24 protein-coding genes, 1 tRNA gene and 1 other RNA gene are annotated in these 25,762 nt (G+C 48.2%); 21 read left to right on the top strand and 5 right to left on the bottom strand.

Annotated features, from left to right (window positions below; genetic code table 11):
* Positions 1–19: 19 nt before the first annotated feature.
* The 9 genes from hisJ (at position 20) to AC1DLI_RS32060 (ending at position 9,320) form a co-directional block, all read left to right on the top strand.
* Entirely contained in the window at positions 20–826 is an 807-nt protein-coding gene (hisJ, locus tag AC1DLI_RS32100) for a histidinol-phosphatase HisJ (protein WP_477609422.1), read from the top strand.
* Positions 827–942: 116 nt separating this feature from the next.
* Positions 943–1,893, top strand: coding sequence for a ribose-phosphate diphosphokinase (locus AC1DLI_RS32095; protein WP_308996234.1), 951 nt, complete (start codon positions 943–945; stop codon positions 1,891–1,893).
* Positions 1,894–2,058: 165 nt separating this feature from the next.
* Entirely contained in the window at positions 2,059–3,810 is a 1,752-nt protein-coding gene (locus AC1DLI_RS32090; RefSeq protein ID WP_477609420.1) for a tetratricopeptide repeat protein, read from the top strand.
* Positions 3,811–3,831: 21 nt separating this feature from the next.
* Positions 3,832–4,779: a thioredoxin-disulfide reductase gene (gene trxB / locus AC1DLI_RS32085; protein ID WP_477609418.1), complete on the top strand. Its 948-nt coding sequence runs from the start codon at positions 3,832–3,834 to the stop codon at positions 4,777–4,779.
* 185 nt (positions 4,780–4,964) lie between these two features.
* On the top strand, positions 4,965–5,915 hold the full coding sequence (locus tag AC1DLI_RS32080; RefSeq protein WP_477609416.1) for an ROK family glucokinase: 951 nt from the start codon (positions 4,965–4,967) through the stop codon (positions 5,913–5,915).
* Between the two features lie 108 nt (positions 5,916–6,023).
* Entirely contained in the window at positions 6,024–6,911 is an 888-nt protein-coding gene (rapZ, locus tag AC1DLI_RS32075; RefSeq protein WP_308996230.1) for an RNase adapter RapZ, read from the top strand.
* A 12-nt stretch (positions 6,912–6,923) separates the two neighbouring features.
* On the top strand, positions 6,924–7,910 hold the full coding sequence (locus AC1DLI_RS32070) for a gluconeogenesis factor YvcK family protein (protein ID WP_477609413.1): 987 nt from the start codon (positions 6,924–6,926) through the stop codon (positions 7,908–7,910).
* Positions 7,911–7,916: 6 nt separating this feature from the next.
* Positions 7,917–8,846 (top strand): DNA-binding protein WhiA, encoded by a 930-nt coding sequence (gene whiA, locus AC1DLI_RS32065; RefSeq protein WP_477609411.1) that lies wholly within the window; start codon positions 7,917–7,919, stop codon positions 8,844–8,846.
* A gap of 204 nt (positions 8,847–9,050) precedes the next feature.
* Positions 9,051–9,320 carry an HPr family phosphocarrier protein gene (locus AC1DLI_RS32060; RefSeq protein WP_028609180.1) on the top strand — a complete coding sequence of 90 codons (270 nt, stop codon included), beginning with the start codon at positions 9,051–9,053 and terminating at the stop codon, positions 9,318–9,320.
* Positions 9,321–9,481: 161 nt separating this feature from the next.
* Here the strand turns inward: AC1DLI_RS32060 and clpP are convergent, their stop codons facing one another.
* Together clpP and AC1DLI_RS32050 are read right to left on the bottom strand one after the other, a co-directional pair.
* Positions 9,482–10,066 carry an ATP-dependent Clp endopeptidase proteolytic subunit ClpP gene (gene clpP / locus AC1DLI_RS32055; RefSeq protein ID WP_308996253.1) on the bottom strand — a complete coding sequence of 195 codons (585 nt, stop codon included), beginning with the start codon at positions 10,064–10,066 and terminating at the stop codon, positions 9,482–9,484.
* Between the two features lie 319 nt (positions 10,067–10,385).
* Positions 10,386–10,460, bottom strand: a tRNA-Arg gene (locus AC1DLI_RS32050).
* Positions 10,461–10,698: 238 nt separating this feature from the next.
* Between AC1DLI_RS32050 and AC1DLI_RS32045 the strand changes: the two genes are divergently transcribed.
* The 10 genes from AC1DLI_RS32045 (at position 10,699) to AC1DLI_RS32000 (ending at position 22,715) form a co-directional block, all read left to right on the top strand.
* Complete coding sequence (locus AC1DLI_RS32045; protein ID WP_477609409.1) at positions 10,699–11,736, top strand: sugar-binding transcriptional regulator; 1,038 nt, start codon at positions 10,699–10,701, stop codon at positions 11,734–11,736.
* A 113-nt stretch (positions 11,737–11,849) separates the two neighbouring features.
* On the top strand, positions 11,850–12,854 hold the full coding sequence (gap, locus tag AC1DLI_RS32040; protein WP_308996226.1) for a type I glyceraldehyde-3-phosphate dehydrogenase: 1,005 nt from the start codon (positions 11,850–11,852) through the stop codon (positions 12,852–12,854).
* 174 nt (positions 12,855–13,028) lie between these two features.
* Complete coding sequence (locus AC1DLI_RS32035; protein ID WP_477609406.1) at positions 13,029–14,213, top strand: phosphoglycerate kinase; 1,185 nt, start codon at positions 13,029–13,031, stop codon at positions 14,211–14,213.
* A gap of 40 nt (positions 14,214–14,253) precedes the next feature.
* Positions 14,254–15,012 carry a triose-phosphate isomerase gene (gene tpiA / locus AC1DLI_RS32030; RefSeq protein WP_477609404.1) on the top strand — a complete coding sequence of 253 codons (759 nt, stop codon included), beginning with the start codon at positions 14,254–14,256 and terminating at the stop codon, positions 15,010–15,012.
* Between the two features lies 1 nt (position 15,013).
* Positions 15,014–16,555 (top strand): 2,3-bisphosphoglycerate-independent phosphoglycerate mutase, encoded by a 1,542-nt coding sequence (gene gpmI / locus AC1DLI_RS32025; protein ID WP_477609402.1) that lies wholly within the window; start codon positions 15,014–15,016, stop codon positions 16,553–16,555.
* A 31-nt stretch (positions 16,556–16,586) separates the two neighbouring features.
* Entirely contained in the window at positions 16,587–17,879 is a 1,293-nt protein-coding gene (eno, locus tag AC1DLI_RS32020) for a phosphopyruvate hydratase (protein WP_308996222.1), read from the top strand.
* Positions 17,880–18,011: 132 nt separating this feature from the next.
* Positions 18,012–18,779, top strand: coding sequence for a sugar phosphate isomerase/epimerase family protein (locus tag AC1DLI_RS32015; RefSeq protein ID WP_477609400.1), 768 nt, complete (start codon positions 18,012–18,014; stop codon positions 18,777–18,779).
* 99 nt (positions 18,780–18,878) lie between these two features.
* A complete protein-coding gene (gene secG / locus AC1DLI_RS32010; protein ID WP_183570711.1) occupies positions 18,879–19,115 on the top strand; it encodes a preprotein translocase subunit SecG in 237 nt (78 codons plus the stop codon).
* Positions 19,116–19,285: 170 nt separating this feature from the next.
* On the top strand, positions 19,286–22,255 hold the full coding sequence (gene rnr, locus AC1DLI_RS32005; RefSeq protein ID WP_477609397.1) for a ribonuclease R: 2,970 nt from the start codon (positions 19,286–19,288) through the stop codon (positions 22,253–22,255).
* A gap of 259 nt (positions 22,256–22,514) precedes the next feature.
* Entirely contained in the window at positions 22,515–22,715 is a 201-nt protein-coding gene (locus tag AC1DLI_RS32000) for a cold-shock protein (RefSeq protein ID WP_028609190.1), read from the top strand.
* Positions 22,716–22,816: 101 nt separating this feature from the next.
* Here AC1DLI_RS32000 and AC1DLI_RS31995 read toward each other — a convergent pair whose 3' ends face one another.
* A complete protein-coding gene (locus AC1DLI_RS31995) occupies positions 22,817–23,545 on the bottom strand; it encodes a copper homeostasis protein CutC (RefSeq protein ID WP_477609395.1) in 729 nt (242 codons plus the stop codon).
* Positions 23,546–23,681: 136 nt separating this feature from the next.
* Between AC1DLI_RS31995 and smpB the strand changes: the two genes are divergently transcribed.
* Together smpB and ssrA are read left to right on the top strand one after the other, a co-directional pair.
* Positions 23,682–24,161, top strand: a complete 480-nt coding sequence (gene smpB, locus AC1DLI_RS31990) for an SsrA-binding protein SmpB (protein WP_308996218.1) — start codon at positions 23,682–23,684, stop codon at positions 24,159–24,161.
* 277 nt (positions 24,162–24,438) lie between these two features.
* Positions 24,439–24,803, top strand: a transfer-messenger RNA (tmRNA) gene (gene ssrA / locus AC1DLI_RS31985).
* Positions 24,804–25,097: 294 nt separating this feature from the next.
* Here the strand turns inward: ssrA and AC1DLI_RS31980 are convergent.
* A complete protein-coding gene (locus AC1DLI_RS31980; protein ID WP_477609393.1) occupies positions 25,098–25,493 on the bottom strand; it encodes a VOC family protein in 396 nt (131 codons plus the stop codon).
* A 166-nt stretch (positions 25,494–25,659) separates the two neighbouring features.
* On the bottom strand, positions 25,660–25,762 hold a 103-nt coding region (locus tag AC1DLI_RS31975; protein WP_477607401.1), incomplete at its 5' end, for an IS3 family transposase.

Below are 25,762 nucleotides of genomic sequence, written 5' to 3'. Positions count from 1 at the left end.
TAGAAAGGCCGGTACGCACATGTTTATCGATTACCATACCCATCACGCTCGCTGCGGCCATGCGGTCGGCGAGCTGGAGGAATACGTACGGAAGGGAATTGAGATCGGACTCGTGCAGCTCGGCCTTTCCGATCATATGCCGCTGCTGCATGTTGATCCAGCCACATACTACCCGGAGATGGCGATGCCTATGGATGAGCTTCCCCGTTATGTAGAGGAATGCCTGATGCTCAAGGAAAAGTACAAAGGGCAGATTGACATTCGCGTAGGTCTGGAGGGCGATTATATCGAAGGCTGCGAGGAGCAAATCGAAGCCATCGTGAAAGCTTATCCATGGGACTACGTGATCGGCTCCGTTCATTTCCTGGGCGAATGGGATATTACCGATTTCCGGCAAACGGCGGGCTGGGAAGGCCGCGACCGCATGGCGGTGTATGAGCAATATTACGATGCCATCGGAAAAGCGGCTGCAACCGGCTTTTATGACTACATTGGCCATATTGACGTGATCAAGCGTTTTGGCTTTCAACCAGAAGGTGATGTCAGCCATTTGGAGAATGCTGCGCTTGAAGCGGTTAAGCGTCACGGCCTCGCCATTGAACTCAACGCTTCCGGCCTCCGTACACCTGCCGCTGAGATGTTTCCAAGCCGCAGAATGCTGGAATACGCAAGGGATTTGGGCATTCCGCTGACCGTTGGATCAGATGCTCACCAGCCGGAAAGACTAGGCCAATACTTGGATCAAGCGTACACTGTGCTTAAAGAAGTGGGTTTTACACAGCTCGCGACATTTAATTGTCGAAAATTAGTGATGATTGATTTTTGAAATATCGTAAATTACATGTATAATATAGAAAGATCAAACAAGCTTTGTCGAATGATCCGACAAGGACGAGTACTAGTTCCGTAAAATTAATTGGTTTTAACGCTCAGGAGGGTATCATGTTAAGCGACAAGGTGCGTATTTTTTCGGGTTCGTCTAATCCGGTATTGGCTCAGAAAATCAGTGCAGAGCTTGGTCTGACGCTAGGCGCGATCAAGATGTCCCGTTTCAAAAGCGGTGAGATTTACGTGCATTATGAGGAAACGATTCGGAATTGCGACGTTTTTCTCGTACAATCATTCTCGCATCCGATCAACGAGCATTTTGTCGAATTGCTCGTTATGATTGATGCGGCGAAACGTGCATCCGCGAGAACGGTCAACATCATCATGCCGTACTACGGTTATGCGCGTCAGGAACGCAAAGCAGCACCACGGGAGCCGATCTCAGCGAAAATGCTGGCGGATGTGCTCACGACTGTTGGAGCGAACCGCGTAATCACAATCGACCTTCATGCTCCAGCTATTCAAGGCTTCTTCAATATTCCGGTCGATCATATGACTGCGCTTGATCTTATCAGCGATTATTTGAAGTCAAAAAACATCAAGAACCCGGTTGTTGTATCGCCGGATGCAGGACGTGCTTCAACTGCCGAGAAGCTGGCTAACTACTTGGATACATCGTTTGCGATTATGATCAAGAAACGCCCTGCGCACAATGAATCGGTTATCACACACGTTATCGGGGATGTCGAAGGTCAGACGCCAATCATTATTGAGGATCTGATCGATACAGGCTCTACGATTGTAAACGTTGTGGAAGGCTTGAAGGAGCGCGGCGCAGAGGATGTATATGTATGCGCAACGCACCCGTTATTCTCCGGCTCGGCCATTGAGCGTTTGGATCATCCAAATATTAAAGAAGTCATCGTTACAGACTCAATCAGCTTGCCGGAATCAACGCCGGAACGCTTCAAAGTGCTTTCCGTTGCCCCTCTGCTTGCAGAAGCAACGCGGATCATTTTGGAGGGCGGATCCATCAGTACCTTGTTCAAAAGCAATGGCGTATAAGCGCCCGTTCTGAATGCTGAGCACACGAATCGAATAGCAATGACGCGGGAAATCGCGGGCGGCGTATTTGCTGTCCGCGATTTTGCCACATATTCTTTCATGTTCTCGAGTGTATGGCTATGGTATAATCRTAGAAAATCGGAAGTAACGGGAGGTGCCTTGCCAGTGAAAGAGAAGAAACGTGTTGCCGTAGATCAACAGACGAAAGTCATACCGGTTCAATGGGACGCGACGTTTTTTTTCGAGCGTGCGGTTCGGTCACTAGATCGATTCCATTATGACAAGGCACTTAAATATTTTCGTCGCGCCGTGGAATACGAGCCGGAAAATCCGGTAAACCATTGCAATATGGCCGGCATTCTTTCTGAAATGGGCAATTATGAGGAGTCGAATCGGATTTTAGGCTGGATTGTGGAAGAGCTTGATCCGACGATGACGGAATGCCATTTCTACATGGCGAACAATTTTGCTAATATGGAGCAATATGAAGCGGCTGAGGGCTCGCTTATTCGATATTTAGAAGAGGATTCGGAAGGGCAGTTTCTCGATGAAGCAGAGGATATGATGGATCTTCTGCATTACGAGCTTGAGCGTCCTACGCGTCTGACGAATATTAAGTCGCGCGAGGGCATGGTCGAGCATGATTTGGCTCGCACCTTGCTGGAAGAAGGCAAATTCACGGAGGCTGTGCGCATTTTAGAAAAAATTATTGAAGGCCAGCCGGATTTTCTCGCTGCGCGCAATAATTTGGCGTTAGCCTATTATTATATGGGCATGTTCGAAAAGGCGATGGATACCATTCATGAGGTGCTTGAGCTTGAAGCGGGCAACCTGCATGCGCTTTGCAATCTTGCTATTTTCTATCAGCACAAGAATGACGAGCAAAGCCTGCAGCCGCTTGTAGAGCTGCTTGCGAAGACCGTGCCGTTCCATCAGGAACATGTGTTTAAACTGGCAACAACTATGGGCATCTTAGGAGAGCATGGTGCTGCATATAAGCATTTCATTAGGCTTCTCAAAGACTCCGAGCTTACGCAGGATCCTAGTTTGTATCACTATGCCGCTGTCGCCGCTTGCAATATAGGACGTTTCCAGGAAGCAGAGCGGCTGTGGAAGCAAACGATAAAGCTCGATCCGAAATCGGGCATTCCTCATTATTATATGGAGCAGCTTGAGCTCGTTCGCAGCGGGGAGCAGACGGCATCCATCAGCTACCATTACCATCTGCCGTTTGAAGAGCAGTTCAAGCTCTGGGAGAAGTCCTCGGACGGCATTCCCGACCATCTCAAGCGTGATCCGCTTGTTCGTTCCTCATTTTTCTGGGCGCTGCGCCATGGCGACCAGCATACGAAGCTGCAGGTTATCCAGGCTTTAGGCATGATTGCCGACAGCGAGGTAAAGGACGTGCTGCAATCGTTTTTGATGGAGCGCGATGAGGATGACTACTTAAAGCGGATTGCAATCTTCGTGCTTCGTACGATGGGTGTTCAAGAGCCATTGCATATCGTGCTTGAAGGGAAAGAAACGGTAATCGAACCGAATCGTGTTCCTTCGAGGCTTCCTGTGTGGGAGGAAAAATGGCAGGATGTTGTTGAAACGGCGCTCGGTCGCATGAGCAAGCAATACGATTTGGTCCAGCAGCATGATTTGATGACTTTATGGGTAGAGTTCTTGTCACGCGTATACCCGGACGTTCCGAAGCTGGCAAAGCCTGAGGGCTGGGCAGCTGCGTTAGAATATTTGACAGCTAAGATGCATCGGAGGTCCATTTCGTACCATGAGGTTTCGCTTCGGTACGGGACTTCGATCGCTACAGTAAGCAAGAACGTAAAGCTGATTGACGAGGTTTGCGGCATCAAAGAAAAGATGAAGTCGATGAGCTCCGTCTTTTTCACGCAGGAATTGCAGGACGAATAAACTTTTACGAGGTGAATGTCTATGTACAAATCCATTATTATCGGTACCGGTCCTGCCGGACTTACAGCAGCTATTTACTTGGCACGCGCCAATATGAATCCGCTAATTATTGAAGGCCCTGAGCCAGGCGGGCAATTGACGACGACAACAGAGGTGGAGAACTTTCCTGGTTTTCCGGAAGGCATCATGGGTCCAGAACTCATGGAAAATATGCGCAAACAAGCGGAGCGCTTTGGCGCTAAGTTTATTACCGGCTGGGTAAACAGCGTGGATATGTCGGAGCGTCCTTTCAAGCTTCAAGTAGAAGGCCATGGAGAACTGGTGGGCGAGAGCATCATCATCTCTACAGGGGCATCTGCTAGATACTTGGGCATTCCGGGTGAGAAAGAAAATGTCGGAAAAGGCGTAAGCACCTGCGCAACCTGTGACGGCTTCTTCTTCCGCGGCAAGAAAATTATCGTAGTCGGCGGCGGCGACTCAGCGATGGAGGAAGCAAGCTTCCTTACGCGTTTCGCGACGAACGTTGAGCTGGTTAATCGTCGTGATGAACTGCGCGCTTCCAAGATCATGCAGGATCGTGCTCGCGAAAACGAGAAAATTAGCTGGAGCCTAAACCGTACACCGGTCGAAGTGGTAGCTACAGGCATGGGCGTTACGGGTCTTAAAGTCCGTGACAATTCAACAGGCGAAGAGGATGTTATTGAGACCGACGGCATTTTCATTGCTATCGGCCATACACCGAATACGAAATTCCTTGCAGGACAAATCGATACGGACGATCACGGGTATATTGTTGTGAAACCGGGCACAACCGAAACAAACATACCAGGCGTATTCGCTTGCGGCGACGTGCAAGACAGTAAGTACCGCCAAGCGATCACGGCAGCAGGCAGCGGTTGTATGGCTGCACTGGATTGCGAAAGATTCCTAGAAGGCGCAGTGACGCATGATTGGAGCAAATCGCTTTAATACTTGGCGATGAGCATCATAAGATAGAGAAAGGGGCTATACCGGCAGAGCGATTTGCTTGAAGGTATAGCCTTTTCGATAGGTGGGAGCAGCACTTTTACCAGTATTAAGCTATCTTGACCAGAGCATAAAGGTCGCTTATAGTGTTACAGAGAAGATTAACATATTGATGAGGTGGACTAGTGATGTCTGAAAAGATTTACGTTGGAGTCGATGTCGGCGGAACTGCTATTAAGTTAGGCATTTGCAATGCGGATGGACAATTGCTCCAGACGTATGAGGGGCCGACGGAAGCGAGTAAAGGAACGGACACTATCCTTCAAAATATTGCAAAATATGCACAGCAGATCGTAGCCGAATCGGACTATGATTGGGAGCAAGTTGACGGGGTAGGCGTTGGTATTGCAGGCTTCCTGGATATTCCGAACGGTATCGTGAAATTTGCGCCGAACCTGAAGATTGAGAATGTCAATCTGAAGGCTTATTTGGAGCAAGAGTTAAAAAAGACGGTTAAAGTTAACAATGATGCAAATGTTGCGGCACTAGGCGAGGCTTGGGGCGGAGCGGGTAAAGGCATCGACCACTGCGTATGCTATACGCTCGGAACAGGCGTAGGCGGCGGCATTATTATAGAGGGTAAAATCGTTGAGGGCTATATGGGCATGGCAGGCGAGCTGGGCCATATGGCAATCGTGCCTGATCTTGAAGCCATTCAATGCGGATGCGGCAAAATGGGCTGCTTGGAAACGGTATCTTCGGCGACCGGTATTATTCGCATGGCGAAGGATGCCGTTGAACGCGGTGACCGTACATCGCTTTCGATGGTAGAAAACATCATGGCGAAGGATGTTCTCGACGCAGCGAAAGCAGGCGACGAGGTTGCGACGCGTATCGTGAACCGCGCTGCTTATTATTTGGGCAAATCCATGGCGATGATTGCGATCGTTTTGAATCCGCAATATTTTATCATCGGCGGCGGCGTTTCAAAAGCGGGAGATTTCTTATTCGATCAAATTCGCGAAGTATTTGAGAAGTATACGCAGGAGCAAGCGAAAGAAAATGTAAAAATCGTTGCGGCAACGCTTGGCAACAATGCGGGCGTAGTAGGCGCGGCAGGACTTATTCTAAGAGGTTAATCTTAAAAGCAAATGCAGGCGATTAACGAAACGGCTTTGCTAACGCAAAGTCTAAGCATATCCTTACGAAGTGACTTTGCTAACGCAAAGTCTTTAGGAGGTTTGATCATGGAAACGGCAGCAACAGTAGCGAAGCTTGTCATTATAACCGGGATGTCTGGCGCGGGCAAAACCATTGCTGTCCAAAGCCTAGAGGACCTCGGTTTCTTCTGCGTCGACAATCTACCGCCCGTTCTTATCCCGAAATTTGCGGAGCTGATCGAACAATCGAACGGTAAAATCGGCAACGTGGCGCTTGTTATTGATTTGCGCGGAAGAGAATTTTTTACGGCGCTTTCGGAGTCGCTCGCTTATATCAAGGAGCATTACACGATAAGCTGTGAAATCTTGTTTTTGGATGCTACAGACGGCGTACTTGTGCAGCGGTACAAAGAGAGCCGTCGTCGCCATCCGCTTGCCCCTGATGGTATGCCGCTTGAAGGCATTAAGAATGAACGCCGCCTGCTTGAAGATCTGAAAGGCTGGGCCTCTCAGGTCATCGATACGAGCATATTGAAGCCGGCTCATTTGAAGGAACGGATTATTTCTCACTTTACGAATCTCGAGCAAAACAGTCTTTCGATTAATGTAACCTCGTTTGGCTTTAAATATGGGATTCCGATTGATGCGGATCTGATTTATGATGTTCGTTTCTTGCCTAACCCGCATTATGTCGAGCATCTGCGTCCGAATACCGGTCAAACTCCTGAGGTATACGAATATGTAATGAAGTGGCCTGAAACACAGCAATTCCTGACAAAGCTGTTAGACATGCTGCAATTCCTTATTCCGCTCTATCGCAAGGAAGGGAAAAGCCAGGTAGTTATTGGTATTGGCTGCACTGGCGGGAAGCATCGTTCCGTTGCCATAGCTGAATACTTGGGACGCATGCTCGGCAGCAGCGATACGGAACGTGTGCGTGTCAGTCATCGCGATGCCGAACGTGACAAGCATTGACGGGGTGAGAGAATGCAAAGTAGGCATAAGATACTGAGAAGACCGAAGATCGTTGTCATTGGCGGCGGTACAGGTCTCTCTGTCATGCTGCGCGGTCTTAAAGAGAAGCCGCTTGATATTACGGCTATTGTTACGGTTGCCGACGATGGAGGCAGCTCCGGCATTTTACGCAACGAGCTTCAAATACCTCCTCCAGGCGATATTCGCAATGTGCTGATGGCACTTGCCGATGCGGAACCGCTTTTGACCGAGGTGCTGCAATATCGTTTCAAAACGGTGCCGGGACTTGCAGGTCATAGTCTTGGTAATCTTATGCTTGCAGCGATGACGGATATATCCGGTGATTTTGTTACGGGTATCCGCGAGTTAAGCCGGGTTCTCGCTGTTCGAGGGCGGGTGCTTCCCGCCGCGGGTAAAGCGATTGTACTTAAGGCAGAAATGGTCGATGGAACGATTGTTACCGGCGAGTCTATGATCCCGAAGGCTGGCAAAGTAATTAAGCGTGTGTTTTTGGAGCCGCTGGATGTGGAACCGCTGCAGGAGGCGGTAGAAGCTATCGAGCAGGCAGACGCGATCTTAATTGGGCCAGGCAGCTTGTACACAAGCATTATCCCAAACTTGCTTGTTCCAAAGCTGGCGACTGCCATTGTAGAGTCTGAGGCTGTTAAGCTTTTTGTTTGTAATGTTATGACGCAGCCGGGCGAAACCGATAATTATTCGGTAGGTGACCATTTGGATGCGATACATGCGCATATCGGCCATCATTTATTTGATTACGTGATTGTGAACGACGGCGAGATTCCGCCCCAAATCGAGAGCAAGTATGCGGAGATGGGTGCGAAGGCCGTTCATTTGGATTTGGATGCGGTAACGCAAAAGGGCTATGAAGTCATTGCGGATCGCCTTGTTTTATTCCGTACTTTTCTTCGGCATGACGCCGAGCGCTTAAGCCATCATATTTATAAACTGGTAGAGAACTGGATGATACGAAAGAGGTGATACACAATGTCATTTGCGGCGCAAACGAAGAAAGAGCTGACACTAATCGAGGCGGACAGCTGTTGTGAGAGAGCGGAGTTATCCGCGCTTATACGGATGAATGGTTCGGTTAGTGTGTCTAGCCGCAAAGTCGTTTTGGACATCTCAACGGAAAATGCCGCGATTGCCAGAAGAATTTATTCCCTGCTCAAAAAACATTATGAGATACACGTCGAGCTGCTTGTCCGCAAGAAGATGAGACTTAAGAAAAATAACGTGTATATCGTACGTATCCCTGCCGGGGTACAGGAAATATTGAGCGAGCTCAGAATTGTATCCGAAGGTTTTATGTTCAACCTTGGCATCGACAAGGAAATCATTCGCAAGCCTTGCTGCAAGCGCTCGTATCTGCGAGGTGCGTTCCTTGCGGGAGGCTCGGTCAACAATCCGGAGGGTTCCTCGTATCATTTGGAGATTTCCTCGCTGTATCAAGAGCACTGTGAGTCCTTGGTTGACCTTGCGAACAAATTTGATCTAAACGCTAGATGCATTGAACGGAAAAAGGGTTTTATCTTCTATATCAAAGAGGGCGAGAAAATTATCGAGCTCCTCAATATTATTGGCGCGCATCAAGCCTTATTCAAGTTTGAAGATGTTCGAATCATGCGCGACATGCGCAATTCAGTTAACCGGATCGTGAACTGCGAAACGGCGAATCTGAACAAAACAATTGGAGCGGCAGTTCGGCAGATCGAGAATATCAAGCTGCTGCAGCGTGAAGTAGGACTAGAGAGCTTGCCTGACAAGCTAAAGGAAGTAGCTGAGATCAGACTTCAGCATCCGGATATGAATCTGACAGAGGTCGGCGAAATGCTGGGAGGAAAGGTCAGTAAGTCAGGCGTAAACCACCGTTTGCGCAAAATCGACGAGCTTGCGGAAAAAATCCGTGGCGTATGAACTTTCATCCTAGTGTATCAGCTGGTATAATGATATAATAATTCAAAATGGCTTTATTTATGAAGATAAGAATGCTAAGCAATAATCAAATGCATTCTTGTCTTTGACCGGGAAAAGAGCTTTTGCAGCCAGTAGACGGCGATAAGCCGTATAAGCTTGTGCCGCATGCTAATGCTTAAGTAAAATATAGGGGGTATGGTTTCCATGACAAGGCTTCCGGTTGTTGTTCGTCTTAAGACGGGACTACATGCAAGACCAGCAGCATTATTCGTACAAGAAGCGAACAAATTTTCCTCCGAAGTATTTGTAGAGAAAGACGACAAAAAAGTGAATGCTAAATCCATAATGGGAATTATGAGCTTAGCAATCAGCTCAGGCACTGAAGTATCCATAAGTGCTGAGGGTTCGGATGCAGAACAGGCTGTAAACGCTTTAGTCGCTTTGGTAAGCAAAGAAGAGCTGGAAAACCAATAATTCATCACAAATTAAATAAAAGCCGTCCAAGGTCTAGATGACCAAGGGAGGCTTTTTTTAATGCTATTTGCACGCCATATTAAAAAAAACAGGGCTATCCCCTAGGTCTTTGCAGACCAGTAGGGATAGCTCTGTTTTGTAAAATGCCCTATTTCTTGTTATTAAGCAAGCTTCTCAATAACTTTATCGACAAGACCGTATTCTTTGGCCTCGACTGCGCTCATGAAGTAATCGCGGTCCGTATCCTTCTCGATGCGTTCAAGCGATTGTCCGCTGCGCTCTGCCAGGATGCCGTTCAGCTTGTCGCGCATGCCAATAATACGTTTCGCGCGAATGGCGATATCGCTTGCTTGGCCTTCTGCGCCGCCTAGCGGCTGGTGAATCATTACTTCGCTGTTCGGAAGCGCGTAACGTTTGCCTATAGCGCCTGCTGTAAGCAGGAAGGCACCCATGGAAGCGGCCATACCTACACAGATCGTAGACACATCGGGTTTAATGTATTGCATCGTATCATAAATAGCCATGCCTGCCGTAATCGAACCGCCTGGGCTGTTAATATAAAGGGAAATATCTTTCTCTGGGTCGTCTGCTGCCAGGAAAAGCAATTGAGCGATGATGGAGTTGGCCACCACGTCATTTACACCGGATCCTAGAAAAATAATACGGTCTTTCAATAGGCGAGAGTAAATGTCATACGCACGCTCACCTCGATTGTTTTGCTCAATAACCATAGGAACGAAATTCATATCCAACGTAAGCCCCCTCCTAAAAAAACAATGAATGGTTAAATCGTATTATCATAATAACGGATGAAAAAGCAAAAGTCAAAGATAGTCAAACAAGTCCTAAAATCCCTTTCTCGATATAAGAAAAAAACCGTGATTGTCGGCGCTTGGATAAGGAAATACAGTGCTGTCCGGGTCATATTTTCTGGGACTCAGGAAGGGAGTTTCTGGCGAGGAAACGATCTATAAAGGCGAAATAAAAAAAACCGCTCCAGCGTATAGGAACGGTTCATCTGTATCATTATAGGAGTTGCAAGCCTTAATGGCTGAAATGTCGTAGTGGCGCGCCCGCAAGGAATCGAACCTAGATCTCAGCCTTCGGAGGGCTGCGTCATATCCATTGGACCACGGGCGCATTAGAAAATTGTCGCAAAAATTATTATATGATATTTAAGATTTTAAAGCAAGAGGCGTTCAAAAATTAAATTTGTTAAAAATGTGTCAGAAACCGTTTACAAAGCGAAAACGACTATTGCTACAATCGGAAATTTCCGATAAACTAAAGGTGGGACTTGAAATGATACCGCGGGACGTATTAAGTCCAATGCATTTGAACCGAATACGCTTTAGGCCGATGGAGTGAAGGATGAGAGATGCGTCAGATCGTTGAACTGCAGCAGCAGCTTGTACCGGAACTGCTCGAAGTCATGAAGAAACGGTATTCGATCTTGCATCAAGTGATGCTGTCGGATTTAATCGGGCGCCGAACCTTGGCGACAACATTATCGATGACGGAGCGGATGCTTCGGGCAGAGACCGATTTTCTGAAATCGCAGGGATTGCTCGAGATTCATTCGGGGGGCATGCGAATTAGCGATTCAGGCAAGCTTTTATTAGAGGAGCTTGAGCCATTATACAAGACGATGTTCGGACTATCCGAGCTGGAAGAAACGATACGCAGTCATTACGGATTATCGCAGGTCGTTATCGTTGCAGGCGATTCGGAAGTTTCAGCCCAGACGAAACGGGAGCTCGGCCGTGCTGCTTCTCAGGTGCTAAACAAGCTTATGCAGCCTAACGATGTCGTAGCGGTAACGGGCGGAACGACGATTGCCCAGGTATCGAATCAACTGGTAAGTTCCTCACAGCTGAAAACGAACTTGTTCGTACCGGCTAGAGGCGGTCTTGGAGAGAGCTTGGACTACCAAGCGAATACAATTGCTTCGATGATGGCGAAACGCACAGGGGCGCAATACAGGCTTCTACACGTGCCTGATCATCTCGGTGAGGAAGCGTTCGCGTCCATTATGCAGGAACCGAATATTAGGGAAATCGTGGATGTCATCCGCAGTGCTCGCATCGTTGTACACGGAATCGGAGATGCTATGGTCATGGCAAGACGCCGGCGTTTGGATCGGGAGATCATTGACGCTATGGAAGCTGAAGGAGCTTTGGCGGAGTCGTTTGGGTTTTATTTTGACCGCAAAGGCATTGTCGTGCACAAAATGCAAACGGTGGGGTTACGGCTCGAAGATATTGTGAAGACTGAAGTTGTCATAGGCGTAGCCGGCGGAAAGAGCAAAGGCGAAGCTATTGCGGCAATTATGCGGTTCGGACACAATGACGTACTCGTTACCGATGAAGCTGCTGCACTTGAAATGGTAGCGTTGATCGAGCAGGAGAAGGATTAAGCTTCTAACAGATTTTAAGGAATCATGATGATTTGCAAATGGCCCTCGGCCGCGCGCGAAACATCTTGAAATATATATTAATATCTTTTAAAAACGCTTAGGAGGAAATAAAAATGGTTAAAGTTGGTATTAATGGTTTTGGTCGCATCGGCCGTAACGTATTCCGCGCAGCACTGAACAACCCTGATGTTCAAATCGTGGCAGTAAACGATCTTACGGATACTGCAACACTGGCACATCTTCTGAAATACGATACAACACACGGTCAACTTGACGGTACTGTTGAAGCAAAAGAAGGCGCGCTTATCGTAAACGGACGCGAAATCAAAGTATTCGCAGAGCGTAACCCTGCTGACCTTCCTTGGGGATCCGTTGGCGTTGAAATCGTAGTTGAATCAACTGGTATTTTCACAGCGAAAGAAAAAGCTGAGCTTCACTTGCAAGGCGGCGCTAAAAAAGTTATCATCTCCGCTCCTGCAACGAACGAAGATATTACAGTGGTTATCGGCGTTAACGAAGAAAAATACGACGCTGCGGCACACACCATTATTTCCAACGCTTCATGCACAACGAACTGTCTTGCACCATTCGCAAAAGTATTGAACGACAAATTCGGAATCGTTAAAGGTATGATGACAACTATTCACTCATACACAAACGACCAATCCGTACTTGACGTTCCTCACAAAGACTTGCGTCGTGCTCGCGCAGCTGCTGAGAACATCATTCCTTCTTCCACAGGCGCAGCAAAAGCTGTTTCACTTGTTCTTCCTGAGCTTAAAGGTAAATTGAACGGTATGGCAATGCGCGTTCCTACGCCTAACGTATCCGTAACAGACCTTGTTGCTGAGCTTAAAGTTAACGTAACAGTAGAAGAAGTTAACGCAGCATTTAAAGAAGCTTCTGAAGGTCCTCTTAAAGGCATCTTGAACTACAACGAATTGCCGCTTGTATCAAGCGACTACAATAGCGACCCTGCTTCTTCCACAATCGATGGTCTTTCGACTATGGTTGTTGAAGGCAACATGGTTAAAGTTATTTCATGGTACGACAACGAGTGGGGCTACTCGAACCGCGTAGTTGATCTTGCTGCTTACATCGCAAGCAAAGGTCTGTAAGCAAAGAAGGCGGACGGACCCGCGGCTTTCGCGCATGCGGAGCACAGGTCTTTGATTTGCGGCTTCTAGGAGACGTAAATCATGGGGGCGTTTCTTCTTTGAAGGAACGCCCTTCTTTTTTTTGTGGTTCAATAGCCATGCCTTTCCATAACACATTTTCGGGAGGTTTCATTGATGAATAAGAAAAGTGTACGTGATGTAGCAGAACTAGCTGGTAAACGGGTATTTGTTCGCGTTGATTTTAACGTGCCGCTTGAGGATGGTAAGATTACGGATGACAAGCGTATTCGTGAAACGCTTCCTACGATTAACTTCCTAATCGAAAAAGGCGCAAAAGTGATTCTTGCAAGCCACCTTGGCCGTCCGAATGGTCAAGTAGTAGAAGAGCTTCGCCATACGGCTTCCGCAGCGCGTTTGTCCGAGCTTCTTGGCAAGCAAGTAACGAAAGCTGATGAAGCAATCGGTGAAGCAGTTGAAGCACAGGTTGCCGCTTTGAACAACGGTGATGTATTGCTGCTTGAAAACGTACGTTTCTACGAAGGCGAAGAGAAAAACGATCCAGAACTCGCTAAAGCATTCGCTAAGCTTGCTGATCTGTTCGTAAACGACGCTTTCGGCGCCGCTCACCGCGCTCACGCATCAACAGAAGGCATTGCGCATATCCTGCCCGCGGTATCGGGTCTGCTTATGGAGAGAGAACTTGAAGTACTAGGCAAAGCATTGAACAACCCTGAGCGTCCTTTCACAGCAATCGTTGGCGGCTCTAAAGTAAAAGATAAAATCGCAGTTATTGATAAAATGCTAGAAATTGCCGACAACGTTATTATCGGCGGCGGCTTGTCTTATACATTCTTTAAAGCACAAGGCCATGAAATCGGCAAATCGCTCGTTGATAACAGCAAACTGGATTTGGCGCTTGAGTTCATAGAGAAAGCAAAGAAACTCGGCAAAAACTTCTTGATTCCGGTAGATATCGTTGTTACTGACGATTTCAGCGCTAACGCTAACACGCAAATCGTAGACGTTGACAGCATTCCTGCTGATTGGGAAGGCATTGACATCGGTCCGAAAACGCGCGAGCTTTATGCTGATGTTATCAAAAACTCGAAATTGGTAGTTTGGAACGGACCAATGGGCGTATTTGAAATCGAACCATTCTCCCATGGTACAATTGCAGTTGCTAATGCATGCGCAGAGACAACTGGCTACTCCGTGATCGGCGGCGGCGATTCTGCTGCGGCAGCTGAGAAATTTGGTCTTGCTGACAAAATGGATTTCATCTCGACAGGCGGCGGCGCTTCCCTAGAGTTTATGGAAGGTAAAGTACTTCCAGGCGTTGTGGCACTTAACGATAAATAATAATTTTTACAAAAATAAAATGATATGAGGAGGATTACGCATGAGCAACAGAAAACCGATTATCGCAGGTAACTGGAAAATGTTCAAAACAGTATCCGAAGCTGTAACATTTTTCTCCGAAATTAAAGGCAAGGCTGAGGTTGACGGTGTAGAGAGCGTCATTTGCGCGCCTTACACAACGCTTCCGGCGCTTGTTGAAGCAGCAAAAGGCACTTCGATCGCAATCGGAGCGCAAAACGTTCACTTTGAGGACAACGGTGCATTCACAGGTGAAGTCAGCGGTGTGATGCTGAAGGATCTTGGCGTGAAATACGTTATTATCGGTCATTCCGAGCGTCGCGCTTATTTCGCGGAATCGGATGAGATCGTGAACAAAAAAGTTCATGCTTCCTTCAAAAATGGCTTGCTTCCTATCGTTTGCGTAGGCGAGAAGCTGGAAGAGCGCGAAGCTGGACAAACGAAGGACGTATGTAAAGTGCAAACGGAAGCGGCTTTCCAAGGTGTATCCGCAGCACAAGCGGCAGAAGTCGTTATCGCATACGAGCCAATTTGGGCAATCGGAACAGGCAAATCCTCTACTTCCGAGGACGCGCAGGACGTTATCGGATACATCCGCGGCGTTGTTGCAGGTCTTTATGATCAAGCAACTGCAGATGCGGTTCGCATCCAATACGGCGGCAGCGTAAAGCCTAACAACGTAGCTGAATATATGGGTCAAGCAGACATCGACGGCGCACTTGTCGGCGGCGCGAGTCTTGAGCCTGCATCCTATATCGCACTGGTCGAGGGGGCCAAGTAAGATGGCTGCTCCAAAACCTGTTGCGCTCATTATTCTTGACGGCTTCGGCTTGCGCGATGATGTTACCGGCAATGCCGTTGCACAAGCAAAAAAACCAAATTACGACCGTTATTGGTCGACTTATCCGCATACGACACTAACGGCATCCGGCGAAGCGGTCGGATTGCCGGAAGGTCAAATGGGCAACTCCGAGGTTGGCCACTTGAATATCGGCGCAGGCCGTATCGTATATCAGGATTTGACCCGAATCAGCAAATCGATCCGCGACGGCGAGTTTTACGAGAATGAAACTATTCTTGGCGCTGTGCGTCATGTAAAAACAAATAGCAAGAAGCTTCATCTGTACGGTTTGCTTTCGGACGGCGGCGTACACAGTCATATTGAGCATTTATTCGCTTTGCTGGATCTAGCGAAGAAGGAAGAGCTCGAGGAAGTTTACATCCATGCTTTCTTGGATGGACGCGATGTGTCTCCGGACAGCGCGAAAGGTTACTTAGAACGCCTGCAGGCGAAGATTGAAGAGGTTGGCGTAGGCCGCATTGCAACGGTTCAAGGCCGTTATTATGCAATGGACCGCGACAAACGCTGGGAGCGTACAGAGAAGTCTTACCGTGCAATGGTATACGGCGAAGGCCCTCAATATTTCGATCCGATTCAAGCAGTAGTTGAATCCTACGAGAAATCGGTTTATGATGAATTCGTTATGCCAACGGTTATTGTGGATGGAGAAAACAAGCCGGTTGGTCTTGTGGAATCCGAGGACGCCGTTATTTTCTTTAACTTCCGTCCTGACCGTGCGATTCAATTGTCGCAAGTATTCACAAACGAGGACTTCCGAGGCTTTGACCGCGGCGTGAACCATCCAGTTAATCTGTATTTCGTTTGTTTGACGCTATTCAGTGAAACTGTAGGGGGATTCGTTGCGTATTCACCAAAGAACCTTGATAATACGCTTGGCGAAGTACTCGTGCAAAACAACAAGACACAGCTACGCACTGCAGAAACGGAAAAATATCCGCATGTTACGTTTTTCTTTAGCGGCGGACGCGACCATGAGCTTCCTGGCGAAACTCGTGTGCTTATCAATTCCCCTAAGGTCGCAACGTACGACCTGAAGCCGGAAATGAGCGCTTACGAGCTTGCAGAGTCCACGGTACGCGAGATTGAATCAGACAAGCATGACGTGATTATCTTAAACTTCGCTAACCCTGATATGGTTGGTCACTCCGGCATGCTGGAGCCTACGATTAAAGCGGTTGAAGCGACGGATGAATGTCTTGGCAAAGTAGTGGAAGCGATACTTGCCAAAGGCGGCGTTTGCATCATTACGGCTGACCACGGTAATGCTGATATGGTATTTGACGAGAATGGCCGTCCGTTTACGGCGCATACGACAAATCCTGTTCCGCTTATCGTAACGAAAGCAGGCGAGACGCTTCGCGAGGGCGGCATTCTTGCCGATATCGCTCCGACGCTTCTTGATCTTCTTGAACTGGCGAAGCCAAGTGAAATGACTGGCATTACATTAATCAACAAGAATTAAAAATAAAACTTTAAAAGGAGTGTTTTCTCTCATGTCAATTATCGTTGATGTATATGCACGCGAAGTGCTTGATTCCCGCGGGAATCCAACTGTAGAAGTAGAGGTTTCTCTTGAGTCCGGCGGCAAAGGCCGCGCAATCGTTCCATCCGGCGCTTCCACTGGCGCATACGAGGCTGTTGAGCTTCGTGACGGCGACAAATCCCGTTACCTAGGTAAAGGCGTTTTGAAAGCTGTTGAAAATGTTAACACTGAAATCGCTCCTGAAATCATCGGTTTGGACGCTCTTGACCAAGTAGCAATCGACCGTAAAATGATCGAACTTGACGGTACGCCTAACAAAGCTAAGCTGGGAGCTAACGCGATTCTAGCTGTATCGATGGCAGTCGCTCGCGCAGCTGCTGACGCGCTTGATGTGCCTCTTTACACTTACCTTGGCGGATTCAACGCTAAAGTGCTTCCAGTTCCAATGATGAACATCATCAACGGCGGCGAGCACGCTGACAACAACATCGACGTTCAAGAATTCATGGTTCTTCCTGTCGGTGCTGAAAGCTTCAAAGAAGCGCTTCGTATCGGCGCTGAAATCTTCCATAACTTGAAAGCTGTATTGCATGACAAAGGTCTTAACACAGCTGTTGGCGACGAAGGCGGCTTCGCTCCTAACCTTGGTTCGAACGAAGAAGCAATTACAACAATCATCTCCGCTATCGAGCGCGCGGGCTACAAGCCAGGCGTTGACGTATTCCTCGGTATGGACGTTGCTTCCACTGAGTTCTTCAAAGACGGTAAATACGTGCTTGCAGGCGAAGGCAAATCGTTTACACCTGCAGAGTTCGTTGACCTTCTTGCTTCATGGGCTGACAAATACCCAATCATTACAATCGAAGATGGCTGCTCTGAAGACGATTGGGATGGTTGGAAATTGCTTACTGAGAAGCTTGGCGGTAAAGTACAGCTTGTTGGTGACGACCTGTTCGTTACGAACACTGAGCGCCTTGCTGACGGTATCGACAAAGGCGTGGGCAACTCGATCCTGGTTAAAGTTAACCAAATCGGTTCACTTACTGAAACTTTCGATGCAATCGAAATGGCAAAACGCGCTGGCTACACAGCTGTTATCTCTCACCGTTCAGGCGAGAGCGAAGACAGCACAATCGCTGACATCGCCGTAGCTACAAATGCTGGCCAAATCAAAACAGGCGCACCGTCCCGTACGGACCGCGTTGCAAAATACAACCAATTGCTTCGCATTGAGGACCAATTGGGTTCAACTGCTCAATACGCAGGCAAATCAGCATTCTACAACTTGAAAAACTTCAAATAAGACGCAGTTTGCGGCTTGTGGAGAAGGGTATGCCAAATCGGCATGCCCTTCTTTTTTTTGACCTGATAGTTCGAATTCGGATGTAGGACATAATAAACAAGTAAAGGATTATGAGATTAGGCGGTGTAGAGCGTGGCGAAACCGGGTATTGGCATTCAAATGTATTCTCTTAGGGATCAGACCGAAATTGATTTTCTGGGCACGCTCGAGAAAGTAGCCAAGATGGGTTACACGGCCGTAGAATTTGCAGGTTATTTCAAAACACCGGCCATCGAGTTAAAAAGCAAGCTGGATGAGTTGGGGTTAAAAGCTCCCTCTGTACATGTTCCTTTAAACTTTAGCGATTCCAAGCATATGGAGTCGGATTTTGCAGGACAAATCGAGTATGCCAAGGAGCTTGGCGTATCCTACATTATTACGCCTTGGGCGCCGCTCCCGGAACAGCCAAACATCGACCACGTGAAGCACTTAATTGATGTGTTTACGAAATGCGCACAGCAGGTAAGGGCTGCGGGGATGCAGTACGGGTATCATAATCATGAATTCGAGTTTAAACATGTGGAAAAAAAGCCTATTATTGATCACATATTGTCTGGCATGCCGACAGAGCTTATGATAATGGAATTCGATTTGGGCTGGCTGCATATTGCGGGATATAAGCCAGCTGACTATTTGAAGAAATATAAAAGCCGGGTTCCTTTAGTTCATTTGAAGGATTTCGCCAAAGGTCTGAAGGATGCGGAAATCGGCCAAGGCGAAGTAGGCTATGCACAGCTCCTTAGTGAGCTTGAGCCGGCAGGCGTAGAATTTATGTTTGTTGAGCAGGAACAGTTTGCATCGAGCTCGCTTGAGAGTGCGGCCAACAATTATAAATATCTAAAAGAGCATGGGTTTGCATAAAAGGCCGTACTATGGGGTTGTACTATTGTAATTTGTGCCCAGCTATGGTACACTCGATTTACGTGTTTTTACGGAGCTCCTATGCTGGAGGTGGAATGAATGGATATCTTATTGAAGATCGTGCTCGTTATATTTTCTGTCGGCCTGATTGCTGTAGTATTGCTGCAAAAGGGTAAGAGTGCAGGCTTGTCCGGAGCGATTACGGGCGGCGCTGAGCACCTGTTCGGCAAACAGAAAGCGCGCGGTTTGGATTTGTTCTTGCAGCGTTTGACAGTAGTTCTGGCTGCTGGCTTCTTTATATTAGCGCTTGTTGTATCTTACTTCGTAAAACAATAACGAACACACACGCAGAAAGCGAGGATATTCCTCGCTTTTTTTGTATTTTCATCATAATCACGGATGCGCGGGTTCCATTTCGTGTATACTACATGGTATATGATAATCTATCAACCTGTTGCAAGCGTAGCTAGAGTATTTGAACAGGTTTCTGAGGAGAATAAATAATAATGACCAATCACGAGCAGGAACTGCTTGATTTTATGAGAGAAACGGCTTATAAGCCGATGACTTACCAAGAGCTTGAGAAGCATTTTGGCATTGAGGGAGCTGCGGAGTTCAAGGAATTCCTTAAGCTGCTCAACAAGCTGGAGGATGAAGGGAAAATCATACGGACACCGAATGACCATTACGGCGTGCCGGAACGGATGAATTTATTGCGCGGCAAGCTGCAGTCGCATGCGAAGGGATTCGGTTTCTTGATTCCGGATGAGAAGGATCACGGCGACGTGTATCTGCACGCGAATGATCTGAAGAGCGCGATGAACGGCGACATTATTCTCGTTCGGGTCACTTCAAGGAGCGAGCATGGCGGACGTATGGAGGGCGAGGTCGTCCGTATTGTCGAGCGGGCTGTAACGCAAATCGTCGGAACGTTCGAGGATCACGAAGTTTATGCTTTCGTCGTGCCGGATGACAAACGGATTAACCGAGATATTTTCATACCTAAAGGCGGTTACCAAGGCGCAGTATCGGGTCAAAAGGTTGTAGTGAAAATTGTTTCGTATCCGGAAGGACGATCTGCGGCTGAAGGGGAAATTGTCGAAATTTTAGGACATAAAAACGACCCGGGCGTCGACATTTTGTCGATTATTCGCAAGCATCAACTGCCGGAGGGTTTTCCGGATGAAGTAATGGGTGAGTCTGAGGCAGCGCCGGATTCCATCACGGATGAAGAAATCGTGCAGCAGGGTAGGCGTGATCTGCGCGGAGAGGTAATTGTCACCATAGACGGCGAGGATGCCAAGGATCTTGATGATGCCGTGCATGTGAAGCGGCTGGAGAACGGCAACTATTTGCTGGGTGTACATATTGCTGACGTAGGTTACTATGTAAAAGAAAATTCAGAGCTTGATCAAGAGGCATACCGCAGGGGCTGCAGCGTTTATTTGGTCGACCGCGTTATTCCGATGCTGCCGCATCGTTTGTCGAATGGGATTTGCTCACTCAATCCGAAAGTTGATCGTCTGACGCTTTCTTGCGAGATGGAGTTTGATGCAGAAACGCTGAAGCGTGTGCGCCATGATGTGTTTACGAGCGTTATCCGTACGAAAGAGCGGATGACCTATACGAATGTGAAAAAAATATTGACGGCGAATGAGGAAGAACCGCAAACAGAGCTCAAGGAGCGTTATGCGGATTTACTGGATATGTTCGGTCTCATGGAGGACCTGGCTATGCGCCTTCGTTCGAAACGGATGAAGCGCGGCGCGATTGACTTCGATTTTCAAGAATCGAAGGTCATTGTGGATGAGAACGGCAAAGCAGTTGATATCATCAAGCGTGAGCGTTCTGTAGCGGAGCAAATCATTGAAGAATTCATGCTAGTTGCGAATGAAACGGTTGCTGAGCATTTCCACTGGCTGCGCGTTCCGTTCCTTTACCGGATCCATGAGGACCCGTCGCAGGAAAAGCTTCTTAATTTCGTGCAGTTTGCGGCAAACTTCGGTTATGCCGTGAAGGGTAAAGGCAATTCGATTCATCCTAAAGCGCTGCAGACACTGCTCGAAGACATCCGCGGCACAAAGGAGGCAACCGTGATTTCGACGGTCATGCTTCGTTCCATGAAGCAGGCCAAATATGATGCGGAAAGCCTAGGACATTTTGGGCTTGCGGCAGAATTTTATTCCCATTTCACATCGCCGATTCGCCGTTATCCCGATTTGGTCATTCACCGCGTGATTCGCGAGGTGCTGAATGGCAAGGGCCAATTGACCGAGGCGCGTCATGAAGCGTTGACGGCGCGGATGCCGGAAATTGCGTCACATTCGTCTGAGCGCGAGCGAGTGGCGGTTGATGCGGAGCGCGATACGGAACAGCTGAAGAAATGCGAATTCATGCTCGATAAGGTCGGCGAGGAATTCGAGGGCATCATCAGCAGCGTAACGAGCTTCGGTATGTTTATTGAGCTGGAAAATTCGGTCGAAGGCTTGATTCGTTTGAGTGATATGTCAGACGACTACTACAACTTCCATGAGCAGCATATGATACTGGTCGGCGAACGCACGTCTAAAATTTATCGGATTGGCGATGAAGTAAAGATTCGCGTTACTCGTGTCAGCATGACGGAGCATACGATCGACTTCGAGCTTGTTGATATGAAACCGCGCAGCGGCAAAGGCATTCCAAGCAGCTTCGGCGGTGATCGCGGAGGTAAAAAACGCGGCGGCTTCGGTGATCGCGCCGGAAGCGTTGATCGCGGTCGGGGCGGCAAGGGCCGCGGCGGAGCGAGCGAGGGCAATCGCGGTGGAAAAGGCGAGAGCGGAGCAAGCAAGGATGGCAGAGGCCGCGGCGGAGCAGGCGAAGGAATTCGCGGTGGCCGAGGTGCGGGCGCGGGCAGCCAAGGCGGACCAAGTGAGAGCAACCGCGGCGGCAAGGGCCGCGGCGGCAAAGGCGGAGGCCGCGGGGGATTTGGCGGCGGAGTCGACCGCAGCGTAGTCGGTATTGTCGAGCAAGCCAATCCGTGGCGGATCGATGCGCCTGACAGCGGCCGCGGAGGCGGAAAGCGGCGCGGTCGGGGTGGCGCCGGCGAAGCCGGAGCTGGCGTGAACGACGGCGGGAATTCGCCGGCGGATCGCGGGCCGGGGCAAGAGGCGGATATGTCGCCGGGCCAAGGCAGGGAGCAGTCGCGCGGAAGCGGTAGCGGATCGCGGACGGATATGTGGGGCCTGCCCATCCGCGGTGGCGGCGGGCAAGGCGGTAATGGCCGAGGCGGAGCCGGGAAGCGGCGGAGCGAAGGCAGTGGCGATGCGGCGAAGCGGAAGAATACGTCGCCGAGCGGTGTGTTTAATGGCGAGCGAAATGCGGATGCGACAGGCGCGGAAGGCAGCGGCGGCGCTCCAGGAAAGAGCAAGCGGAAGAAGAAAAATGAAGGCGGCGGGAACGCTACGGCTGCGTTCGTTCGCAAGAATCGCAAGTAGAAAATAGGGGCGGCGGTTTCCGATCTATGACATAATTGGAAGCCGCCGTGATCTGGACAATATGGGAAAATATATTTAAGCTCGTCGCTTGCTTTTTAATTCTGGGTATAGTACACTCAAATCAATCGATAATATGAACCTGAATTCACATATTGAAAAGGGTGTCATTATAGTCATGAAACCCTTTCCAATGTGTGAATTTTTTGTTTAAAGACAAACCAGGCGCATATTAATATTATTTTTTTGGAGGTTTTTACACATGCAACAAGGTACAGTTAAATGGTTTAACGCAGAAAAAGGTTTCGGCTTTATCGAAGTTGAAGGCGGCAACGATGTATTCGTACATTTCTCCGCAATCACTGGCGAAGGCTTCAAAACTCTTGAAGAAGGACAACGCGTAGAATTTAACGTTGTTCAAGGCAACCGTGGACCACAAGCAGAAAACGTTGTAAAGCTGTAGTAGCTTACGAACGTTGATAAAACCGCCTTTGACCTTACGGGTCGAAGGCGGTTTTTTTGTATATAAATAAGCTTGTGTTTTTAGTGAGTAGAGGCAGTATCTTAACGAATTTGATCTAGAATTTGACGCGCCGTCCGGACAAGTGCGCCATCGATGGATGCCGTGACTCCACCGTTTCTTACACCTGTTCCAAGGTGTACGGCTTGCGATTTCGTTGCTGCCAAGAAAGCAGGTAAGGAAGTAACGGTTAATCCACTTCCTGGCATTATAGTTATAGCATGTCCATAACTTTGATCATTCAACCTAATGATTTGATCGACGGCATCAATCACGCTTGATTTTCCGCCTGAGGTGAGCAGCCATTTAATTTGCGGGTATTTCATTAGCGTAGACAGAGCATCTTCTTGGTCGGCAATTTCGTCAAAAGCACGGTGGAAGGTGACAGGAAGGTCTCCAGCTGCTTCCAGCAGTCGCTCTAAAGCGACGGTATCAATCTCCCCATCCGGGCGCAGACATCCTAGAACGAAAGCATGAATGCCTAATCGTCGGGCTTTTCCCATATACGCAATCATGTCACGCAAATCAGCTTCATCATAGACAAAGGACTGGCTGTGTGGCCTCACCATGACATGTATGGGAGTGGTTTTTGGAAAGGGTGTGCTGTTTGATTGTTCGAGTCGTTTAAGAGCTTTAACTACCGCAACGATCGTATCTTCATTGGGGCTCAATCCCCCCTGATCAAAGGCTGAGATAAGCTCTACACGGTCCGCACCGTGCAATGAGGCTGTAACCGCTTCATCGGCTGTTGTAGCAATGATTTCAAGCAGCATGGGGATTCTCCTTTTTTGGCAGGGCTTTAGAGAAGAATGCTTAACCGCTGCCTTGATTTCCGTTCCTAAAGTTGTTACAATGAACACCAGAATACGTGCACCACTATTTTAGCTTAAATAAGTCGAGGTGACTAGCATGGGTAAGAAGAGTGACGGCAAGCAGCTCGCCCAGAACAAGAAGGCTTCCCATGACTATTTCATTGAGGAAACGTTCGAAGCAGGCATGGTGCTGCTCGGTACAGAAATCAAATCGCTCCGCAACGGCAGGGCGAACATCAGTGATGCTTTTGCAACGATTCGCAACGGTGAGTTGTTCATAAACAATATGCACATCAGCCCGTTCGAACAAGGGAATATCCATAATCCGACCGACCCAACGCGTGCTCGCAAGCTATTGATGCACAAGTCACAGATTCACAAGCTCTTGGGCTTGTCGAAGCAAGAAGGATACGCTATTGTTCCTTTGAAGATCTATGTGCGCAATGGATACGCGAAGCTGTTGATTGGACTAGGTAAAGGTAAGAAGCAATACGATAAACGCGATACGGCAGCTAAGCGTGACGCTCAGCGTGATATCCAGCGTGCCTTGCGCGAGAAACAGAAGGTCGCTCGTTAAGCGGTTATTTCCATGGAAGCAAACAGCCATTGCTGCCAATAACAAATATGCACGTATGCTGCGCATTCGTGTTATACTAAGGTAGTAGCAACGGCAAGACAAACAAAGTAAGCAAGCAAGTGCATTCGTGCTAGACAATCGGAACGGCCTGCCAGATGATCTGATCATTCTGACAGTAACTGCTCCTTAATCCTAAAGCTTCAATCGAGCTAAACGTTAGTGCCGAGCCTATACATGAAAGTGGTGTAGATCTGCAGCTAGCCGTTTATGCAAAATTGGGGGCGTTTATGGATTCGACGGGGATTGTACGAGCGCGGGTTGCGGGTAGCAGGGAGTCGTCTGCTTCATCAACGCTAAAGCCTATTAAACGGCAAACAACAAACAAACTACGCTTTCGCAGCCTAAGAAACTGTGTGCGTGCTTCTACCCAGCATCGTCCATGTGACTGGATTAGGGGCTAACAAGTAGTGGAATACGCTGTCTCATCTCCGCCTGCGGTGAGCTGAAGAAGACAATCAGGCTGACCCAACGTATAGCCGGTTACGGGGCGATACTCGGGTGACATCAAAACTGTGACTACACCCGTAGAAGCCTGTGTGGCGTGATTTTCGGACAGGGGTTCAAATCCCCTCGCCTCCACCAAACCTTATCAGAAGAGACACCTCAAGCGGTGTCTCTTTTGTTTTTCTATATACACCTTTGTCCAAACCTATTGTCATAACCATAAGCAATCGAGACGCCTACACCTTTTTCGCCAGAAAGATGGTATTGGTTTGTAATTATCATATTCTATAGTATGTTCAAGCCGCCTCGCCAAACAATTTTATCATCACGCTCTTGTGAATTGTGGTGTTGCACAGCCACGCTTCTCCTCCACGCTGAAAAGTCCGACCTCACGCGGTCGGACTTTTGTATATATGCGGAAAGGGCAAGCTGCTATTTTGCGTTCTCATCTGGCTGATGAATTCCAAATATATTTCCTTCGGTGTCAATATAATACCCTTGCCACGCCATCCCAGGCAGTGCAAACTTCGGCAATGCGAGCTTGCCTCCAAGATTAAGAATTTTTGCTTCAGTAGAATCGTAGTCTTCCACTCCCATTGTGCATGCAAAACCATTCATAGTCTGGCCTGGTTCTGGGGAGGCACCGTGACGCTGCATCAAAGCTCCGTTGATTCCAGGTTCATTTGCATCTCCCGTCACAGCTCCAAAGTAGGGCATTCCGGCATAACTGCTCCAATCCTCAAATGTCCATTCAAATACCTCTCCATAAAACTTCTTTGCACGCTCCATGTCATCTACATGAATCTCGAAATGAACTAATCTTCCCATGACTTCCTCCTTTATTTTGACTTCCTTAATTCTTTCTTTTATTATGTTATCCTTTCCTACCTCTATATAATAAAATTATTGAAAATATTTAATCTAAAGAAAAGAGCCAAGCCATTTGTATGAACTGTGACCTTATTTGTGGACAGTTGAGAAAACAGCCTAGAGCTTAGCTAGCAAGGAGATGACCTCTGAATTCGTCGGGGGTCATCTTTTTTAATGTCCACTGATACCGCTCGGAGTTGTAGTAGGTTACGTAATCAGCGACACGT

It is taken from the genome of Paenibacillus sp. 01T443 (assembly GCF_056398325.1).
The sequence above is the reverse complement of the archived record's forward strand: the minus strand, read 5'-3'. Positions and strand labels throughout refer to the sequence as shown.